This is a genomic window from Cognatiluteimonas telluris, from assembly GCF_011320095.1.
GTDB classification, from domain to species: Bacteria; Pseudomonadota; Gammaproteobacteria; order Xanthomonadales; family Xanthomonadaceae; genus Cognatiluteimonas; species Cognatiluteimonas telluris.
Genome location: NZ_JAANOY010000049.1, coordinates 1 through 7,442, shown reverse-complemented (window position 1 = coordinate 7,442; position 7,442 = coordinate 1). Strand labels below are relative to the sequence as shown.

6 protein-coding genes are annotated in these 7,442 nt (G+C 70.9%); 2 read left to right on the top strand and 4 right to left on the bottom strand.

What is annotated here, in order from left to right; genetic code table 11:
• Positions 1-212, bottom strand: a 212-nt coding sequence (locus tag G7B67_RS12545; RefSeq protein ID WP_207780932.1) for a hypothetical protein, incomplete at its 3' end; no start/stop codon positions are given.
• A 181-nt stretch (positions 213-393) separates the two neighbouring features.
• Here G7B67_RS12545 and G7B67_RS12540 point away from each other — a divergent pair.
• Entirely contained in the window at positions 394-1,560 is a 1,167-nt protein-coding gene (locus G7B67_RS12540) for an EAL domain-containing response regulator (RefSeq protein WP_166212936.1), read from the top strand.
• On the top strand, positions 1,560-4,649 hold the full coding sequence (locus G7B67_RS12535; protein ID WP_166212934.1) for an ATP-binding protein: 3,090 nt from the start codon (positions 1,560-1,562) through the stop codon (positions 4,647-4,649). The genes G7B67_RS12540 and G7B67_RS12535 overlap by 1 nt, the downstream gene beginning before the upstream one ends.
• Positions 4,650-4,755: 106 nt before the next feature.
• Here the strand turns inward: G7B67_RS12535 and G7B67_RS12530 are convergent, their stop codons facing one another.
• The 3 genes from G7B67_RS12530 to G7B67_RS12520 form a co-directional block, all read right to left on the bottom strand.
• Positions 4,756-5,115, bottom strand: coding sequence for a hypothetical protein (locus tag G7B67_RS12530; protein ID WP_166212932.1), 360 nt, complete (start codon positions 5,113-5,115; stop codon positions 4,756-4,758).
• 90 nt (positions 5,116-5,205) lie between these two features.
• The gene (locus tag G7B67_RS12525; protein ID WP_166212930.1) at positions 5,206-5,982 is read right to left on the bottom strand and encodes a LytR/AlgR family response regulator transcription factor; all 777 of its coding nucleotides are present in this window, start codon (positions 5,980-5,982) and stop codon (positions 5,206-5,208) included.
• Positions 5,975-7,240, bottom strand: a complete 1,266-nt coding sequence (locus G7B67_RS12520; protein WP_243412374.1) for a histidine kinase — start codon at positions 7,238-7,240, stop codon at positions 5,975-5,977. The genes G7B67_RS12525 and G7B67_RS12520 overlap by 8 nt, the downstream gene beginning before the upstream one ends.
• Between the last annotated feature and the right edge of the window lie 202 nt (positions 7,241-7,442).

Genomic DNA, 7,442 nt, shown 5'->3' with positions numbered 1-7,442 from the left:
GGGGCGCGCGCCCCCGATTCGCGGGCGATGGCGATCGCCAGGCCGGCATCGGCGGCGGACGTGGCGAGCGGTCCCGCCCCGGCGTGCGCGCCCGGCAGCGCAGGCGCAAGCGCCACTGGCGTGGCGGCGCGATCGGCATGCGCGGCGGAATCGCAGGCTCCCACGCAGGGCGCCAGCAAGGCGATCGCCGCCAATCGCAGCTTGATCCGCATCCGCTGTCCTCCGGTCCGCGATCGCCGGAGCATACGCCGGCAGCGTTGCCTCCGGCGCGCCGGGCGGATGCTCGCCAGGCCATGCCCGCAGGCCGGTGCCGGGTTTCGTCCGGGCCGCCGGCGGTGGAGTAGTCTGGCCGCCGCGGCATCGGCTTCGGGGGAAGCGGTGGAAACATTCGCCTTGCACGTCCTTGTACTGGAAGACCACGGGTTCCAGCGCCGCATGGCATTGCGCATGCTTGCCGAGCTCGGCGTGGCGCGGGTGGACGAAGCGTCCGACGGCGCGTCCGCGCTCGCGCTGCTCGAAACCCTGCCGTCACCGCCGGACCTGGTGCTGGTGGACCTCGACATGCCGGGCATGGATGGCATCGAGTTCATCGGCCATGTCGCCGGACGCCACCTTGCGCGTGCGATCGCGCTGGTCAGCGCGATGGAACCGGCGCTGATCAATTCGGTGCAGACGGTGGCGCGCGACTATGGGTTGCACGTGCTGGGCAGCGTCGAAAAACCGGTGACCATCGACAAGCTCGAAGCCACACTGGCTTCCTATGCCGAACAGCGACAGGAGATCATCGAGGAGGAAGCGCTCGACATCGAGTTCGACGAGGTGCGCACCGCACTGGCCGAAGGCCGCATCGAGCCCTGGTTCCAGCCGCAGGTGGAACTGCTCAACGGGCGCGTGCTCGCGGTCGAGGCGCTGGCACGGTGGAAGCGCGACGGCCAGGTCGTGCGGCCGATGCAGTTCGTGCCGCTGCTCGAACGCGCCGGGCTCGGGCGCGAACTCACCGATGCCATGCTGGTCCAGGCCTGCGGCTGGAAGCGCCGATGGGACCAGGCGGACCTGCGGCTGCAGGTCGCCGTCAACGTCTCGCACGCCACGCTGGTGGACCCGGCCGTCGCCGATCATTTCCAGGCGCTGGTCAAGGCGCACGGGGTCGAGCCCGGCGCGATCATGTTCGAGATCACCGAGAGCGCGTTGATGGCCGATCGCGGCCTGTCCGTGCTGGCGCGGTTGCGCCTGAAGGGCTTCGGGTTGTCGATCGACGACTTTGGCACCGGCTACTCCTCGCTGGCGCAGTTGTCCGAAGTGCCGTTCACCGAACTCAAGATCGATCGCGGCTTCGTCTCCGGCGCGCCGCGCCATCCACGCAAGCGCGCGGTCATCGAAGCCAGCCTGGTGCTCGCACGCAAGCTCGAGCTCGGGGTCGTGGCCGAAGGCGTGGAAAGCGTCGAGGAGTGGCAGATGCTGTCCGAGCTGGGCTGCGATGCCGCCCAGGGATTCCTGATCTCCCGCGCGGTTCCCGGCGGGGAGCTGGCGGAGGTCATTGCCCGCTGGCGCCGGCCCTGATGGGATCGCGCGGTCCGCGCTGGCGCAGCCATGCCACCGCTGCGCTGCTCTGGCTCTGCGGGACGCTTCCCGCCCATGCGCAAGCGGCGCTCACTGCCGCCGAGCAGGCCTGGGTCCGCGACGCACCGCCGGTGGTGGTGGGCGTGCAATCGGATTACGCGCCGTTCTCCTACACCGATGACGACGGCCACGCGGCCGGCTATTCCAACGAGTTGTTCCGGCTGGCGGCCGGCAAGGTCGGGCTGCGCTACCGCTTCGCCAAGGGATTGCCCTGGGAAGGCCTGTTGCGGCAGGCGCACAGCGGCCAGGTCGACGTGCTCACCTGCCTGTGGCGCACGCCCGAACGCGAGCGCTTCCTGCGCTTCGTGCCGCCGCCCTACCTCCACCACGGCCTGGGCTGGGCGGTGCGCATCGCCGACCCGGCACCGATCAACGATGCCCACACGCGCGGCAAGGTGATCGCCATCGCGCGCGACTTCGCGGTCAACCCGATGCTGCGGCAGAAATACCCCGGGGCGCTGTACGTCGAAGTCGACACCGCGGTCGACGCATTGCGGCTGGTGTCGCAGGGCAAGGCCGACGGTTACCTCGACAACATCGGCCTGATCAATTACATCAGCGCGCAGCAGGGGTTCGCCAACCTGCGCGTGCGCGACGTATCCGCGCTACCGGGCACCGACTACTACATGGCCGTGACCCGGCTGCCGGCCGGGGCGCGCGGTTCCGCCGCCGGTGGCAACGACGCCGGCCCCGCCGCGGCGGCCGCCGCCAGCGACCGCGCGATGCTGCAGGCGGTGCTGTCCAAGGGCCTGCAGGCGGTGACCGAATCCGAGCGCCGGCAACTGGAGGACCGCTGGCTGCATGAGACGCTGCCAATGCAGCAGGTGTTGCGGCCCTACCTCGCGCGCGTCGTGCTCGGCTTGCTGCTGCTCGCATTGCTGCTTGGCTGGCTGGTGCGCAGCAACCGCCGGCTCGCGGGCGAAATCGCCCTGCGACGCGAGTTCGAGGCCGCCGCGGCCGAACGCACCGGGGAACTGGCGCGCCGCGATGCCTTCCAGCGCTCCCTGCTCGATGCCGCGCAGGCCGCGGTCCTGGTGCTCGACGGCCGCGGACGCTGGATCGTCTTCAACCGCTTCGCCGAGCAGCTGCTCGGCTGGCGTGCCGACGAGATCCTCGGCCGGGTCGTGCGTTCGCGCGAGGAGGCCCCGCGGCATGAGGATTCATCGCCGTTCCTGATCGATCCGGAGCAGACGCGCTACTCCCTGGCGCTGATCAGGGACGTGCTCGGCCACGAGGTGGAAGGCGACTGGCGCGCGCTGTACCTGTTCGCGGAACTGCGACAACCGCCGCAATCGATCGACATGGTGCACAAGGATGGCCATCGGGTCCCGGTGCTGCTGTCGATGGCGCACGTGGACGACGGCAACGGCCGGCCGGCCGGCCTGATCGCGATCGCCAACGACATGAGCGTGCAGAAGCGCCTGGAGCAGGACCTGCGCGCCAGCGAAGCGCGCGCGCGCGAAGCCAACCTGGCCAAGAGCGCGTTCCTGGCCGCGATGAGCCATGAGATCCGCACGCCGATGATCGGCATCACCGGCATGGTCGAAGTCCTGGCGCTGAGCGCGCTCGACGCCGACCAACGCAACGCGCTGACGATCATGGAGTCCTCGACCCAGGCCCTGCTCGACGTGCTGGGCGACATCCTGGATTTCTCCAAGATCGAAGCCAACCGGATCGAGATCCGGCCGGTGGCCACCCACGTGGGCAAGCTCGTCGAACGCGCCGTCGCCAGCTTCGCGGGCGCCGCTTCCAGCAAGGGCCTGACGATCTCGTGCGAGGTCGATGCGCGGGTCGCGCCGGCCTACCGCGTCGACCCGCAGCGCCTGCGCCAGATCGTCAACAACTTCCTCTCCAATGCGATCAAGTTCACCGACGACGGCGGCGTGGACGTGGTGCTGGAATGGCAGGGCGCGGCCGACGATTCCGATCGCCTGTGCGTACGCGTCCGCGACAGCGGGATCGGCATCAGCGCCGACCAGCAGTTGCGGCTGTTCCAGCCGTTCGCCCAGGCCGACAACGACACCACGCGCAGCTACGGCGGGACCGGCCTGGGCTTGGCGATCAGCCGCCGGCTGGCCGAATTGATGGGCGGGCGGGTGACGCTCACCTCCACGCCCGGCAACGGCACCACGCTGGAGCTGCTGCTGACCCTGATGCGGGTCCCCGCCGGGGAACTGGAGGCGGAGATGCCGCGCGCCAGCGACGGTGGATTCGCCGCGCAACCCGCGCCGTCGCTGGCCGATGCCGAGCGCGCGCGCAGCCTGGTGCTGCTGGTGGACGACCATCCGACCAACCGCATGGTGATCGCGCGGCAACTGGCGCTGGCCGGATATGCCGCGGTGCCGGTCGCCGACGGCCAGCAGGCGCTGGAGCAATGGCGCAGCGGGCGCTTCGCGCTGGTGTTGTCCGACGTGCACATGCCGGTGATGGACGGTTACACGCTGGCGCGCACGATCCGCGCGGAAGAGGCGCGCGCGGGGGCGGCACGGATTCCGATCGTCGCGCTGACGGCATCGGCGTTGAAAGGCGAAGCCGAGCGTTGCCAGGAGGCGGGCATGGACGACTACCTCGCCAAGCCCGTCGGCGTGGCGATGCTGGCCGCCACCCTGCAACGCTGGCTGCCGCACACTGTGCGCGCGGATGCGTCATCGGGCCCGGACGCGACCACGGCGGCGCCGGCGGCGGATCCGGCGATGATCCTGGACCCGGCCGTGCTGGCTGCGGCCGTCGGTTCCGATCCGGCGACGGTGCGCATGGTGCTGGATGATTTCTTCGCCAGCGTGGTCGAGGACGCCGCCGCGGTCGCGGCCGCCATCGTCGCGCGCGACCTGCCCGCGCTGACCCGGCATGCCCACCGCATCAAAGGCGCCGCGCGCCTGGTCGGTGCGGTGACGATGGCCGAAGTCGCCAGCGCACTGGAGTCGGCGGGAAGCGCGGCGACCTGGGCACCGGTCGACGAATTGCAGGCGCGCCTGCAGGCGGCGCTGGCGGCATTGCGGGCGCACGTGGAGACGCTGTCGCCAGCCTAGCGGCGCCCGCCAGCCACCGGGCGGAACGGGCCGCGCCTGCGTCCGTGACGGCCGGCGCGCGCGCACGCGCGGCCGGTCCGAACCGCCACGCGCATCGGCGCTGGACTCACTCGCAATCGGCGCCCGCGCGCCCGGCCTGCGCGCTCACGCACATGCGCAGCGCCGGGATTGGCGCCATCTGCCGGCTGTCGCCGCGGGCCAGCGCGAAGCGTTCGACCGGGCGCGTGTCGCACTCGACCGCGCCGGTGCCGGGCACCGTCGTGCACTGCTGCGGGTACACGGTGTAGTAGCACTGGCCGCTGGTGCTGCGCAGGCACTGGAAGCGCGTGCTCCCCGGCCGGCTGACGACCTGGCTGTAGAGCACGTCGGCGCCGTTGTCCTGCACGCGATCGATGCGGACATGGCTGCCGATGTCGATGCCGAACAGCGACAGGGTGTAGGCGATGATGGCAATGACTGTCTTCACGGATTCACCTTCCAATGGCGGCGCGAAGGCGCCGGCGGATGCGCAGCGGTGCGGGACGGTGCCGGGCGCGGCAAGCGCCTGGCCCGGGCCTCACATGTGGCGGAACAGCGCCATGTAGGGGGCGCTGACTGGCAGCGTTTCGGGACGCGATTTCAGTCGCACGGTGCCGCGGCCGCTGTCGTCGCGCACGATGCCGGCGATCGCCTTGAGGTTGACGATGGTCGAGCGGTGGATCTGCCTGAAGCTCGCCGGATCCAGTCGCGCGAGCAGCTCGCGGATCGGCGTGCGCAGCAGGGCTTCGCCGTCGGCGGTGACCACGGTGGTGTACTTGTTGTCGGCCTGGAAATAGATCACGTCGTCCACCAGCACCAGCCGGGTCTCACGACCGGCGCTGGCGGTCAGCCAGGTCAGCGGCTCGACGGCGGTGTCGCGCGGCAGCTGCCGGCCCAGGCGCTCGAGCAGCGACGCCAGCGCCTGCGCATCCGGCGCGTCGACGCGCGATTGCAGGCGCTGCACGGTGGCGGCCAGCCGCTCGGCCCGGATCGGCTTGAGCAGGTAGTCGATCGCGCCGCGCTCGAACGCGTCGATCGCGTACTGGTCGTAGGCGGTGACGAAGACGACCTGCGTGCGCGGACTGACTTCGACCGCGGCCGCGGCGACATCCAGCCCGCTCAGGCCCGGCATGCGGATGTCGAGGAAGGCGACATCGGGCGCATGGCTGGCGATGGCTTCCAGTGCGCTGGCGCCATCCTCGCAGGCCGCGACCACCTGCAATTGCGGCCAGGCAAGTGCCAGCTGCTCGAGCAGCGCCTGGCGCAGCAGCGCCTCGTCCTCGGCGACGACGCAGGTGCGGACCGGCTCAGCCATGGCGCACCCCGGTCGAGTCGTCGACCGGCACCGTGATCGTCGCCGCCACGCCGGCGGGGAAGTTGGCCACCACCGCCAACGCCGCACGCCCGTCGTAGCGCAGGCGCAGGCGCTCGCGCACGTTCTTCAGGCCGATGCCGGTGCCGCTGGTGCTGGTGTTGAATCCATCGCCATCGTCGGCGACGGTGATCGCGACCTCGTCGTCGTTGCGGCGGGCGCGGATCCAGACCGTGCCGCCGGCGGTGCGCGGCTCCAGGCCGTGCTTGATCGCATTCTCCACCAGCGTCTGCAGCATCATCGGCGGCAGCGGCGTGGCGCGCAGGGTTTCCGGGATGTCGACCTGTACCGACAGCCGCGTGCCCATGCGGATCTTCAGGATTTCGAGGTAGGCGATCGCGCGTTCGAGTTCGATCCCCAGCGTCGACAGTTCGTCGCCGGTGCGTGGCAGCGAATGCCGCAGGTACTGGATCAGGTGGCCGAGCATCGCTTCGGCGCGCGGCGGATCGCTGCCGGCCAGCAGCTGCGCGCTTGCCAGGGTGTTGTAGAGGAAGTGCGGCTCGACCTGCGCATGCAACAGCGACAGCTTGGCCACCGTGAGCTCCTTCTCGGTCACGGTCTGTTCGACGGCGGCCTTCTCGGTGCGGCGCAGCGTCGACACCCGCCGGCTGACGGCACGGCTGATCGCTTCGGCGTTCTCGAAATTGCTGCCGTCGTCGACCAGGAACCAGTCGCTCCAGGCCGGCGCTTCCGGCTCGCAGATCAGCGTCACGCTGCCGCTGTCGTCGCCGGGCAGGATGGTGGCCAGCAGCTGGTTGCGCGGGGTGCCGAACCACGACAGCGGATTCCAGCGGCCGAGCGGGCGCTCGGACTGCTCGGCCGGGCGGCCGACCTTGGCGCGTACCTGCAGGCTGTCGCGCGCGCTCTCGACCTGTTCGATGCGCGGCAGTTCGCGGATCGCGGCATCGAGCAGGTCGAACGCCTCGCCCGCTTCCAGCGGGATCTCGATCTGCCGGCGCTGGCGGTTGGACAGCGCCGCGCGGTCAACACGCCCGGCGATCAGGTGCACGCGGTTGAGGTGCGACAGCGCGCCGGCGACGACCAGCGCCATGGTCAGCAGGCTGGCGACGACGATCGGGCCTTCCCAGCGACCCAGCAGCGGGATCTGGTCCCAGATCGCCGCCGCCAGCAGGACCACCGCCAGCCACGCCAGCGCGATCCGCAACACGAAGAACAGGCTCTTGATGGCGCTTCTGATCACGTTGTCGCCGCAGGGTGGGAAGTGCGGCGGAGCATAGCCAGCGCCCGCGGCCGGCGTCAGCGGGCGTGCGACGAAACCCCGATGGCGGCGACGGAACGGCGCAATGGCGCCGTGGGCGCCGCCACGAGGCGGCCGCAACCGCTCGGGCGATGGCGACCGCGCGGCCGGGCACGGCGGCGTGGTGGTGGGCGCAGCGCGGGCC